Here is a 560-nt window from a genome sequence, read left to right on the forward strand (position 1 = left end):
CACTTTCTTTGGCCACTTAAAATGGACGCCCGTGATCGCTCTGGGCTACGCCGCCAGTATTGCCGCTCATTTGTGGATGAACGGCGGCTTGTTTACCTAATCCCAATGACCCCCAATGACACGCCTAGCTACTTAGTCTAACGATCCGATGGATGGTTAACGCCATCCATCACTTCAATATCACCCAATTCGTACGGGTTAACGCCCTCTAAACATCCCACGTTGTAACCGTACTCACTTGGATCTGATCGGCGTTGATGGTGTGTGTAAATGCCACATTCACTACAGAAAAAATGCTTCGCGGTATGCGTATTAAATTGGTAGAGCTTTAAAACATCGTCACCTTGAACGATACGAATACCACTCAAAGGTACTGAAGCCACAATCGCACCTCGACGACGACACATAGAGCAATCACAGCGTCTCGGCTTTTCAATTCCGTTGGGTAACGTCAGTTCCAGTTCGACTTTTCCGCAGTGACAGGTCAGTCGATGCAGGGGGTTAATTTGAGTGTTGCCAACTTGCTTAATCATCGCTTTTCCTTGTTGTTTTTATTCATG

Annotated in this window: 1 protein-coding gene; it reads right to left on the bottom strand. The window is 47.0% G+C overall.

Annotation, left to right across the window (positions count from 1 at the left end; genetic code table 11):
* Positions 1 to 137: 137 nt before the first annotated feature.
* On the bottom strand, positions 138 to 533 hold the full coding sequence (locus R7Q48_RS29855) for a GFA family protein (protein WP_005464875.1): 396 nt from the start codon (positions 531 to 533) through the stop codon (positions 138 to 140).
* Between the last annotated feature and the right edge of the window lie 27 nt (positions 534 to 560).

The sequence above is a fragment of the Vibrio sp. 378 genome, from assembly GCF_033339435.1.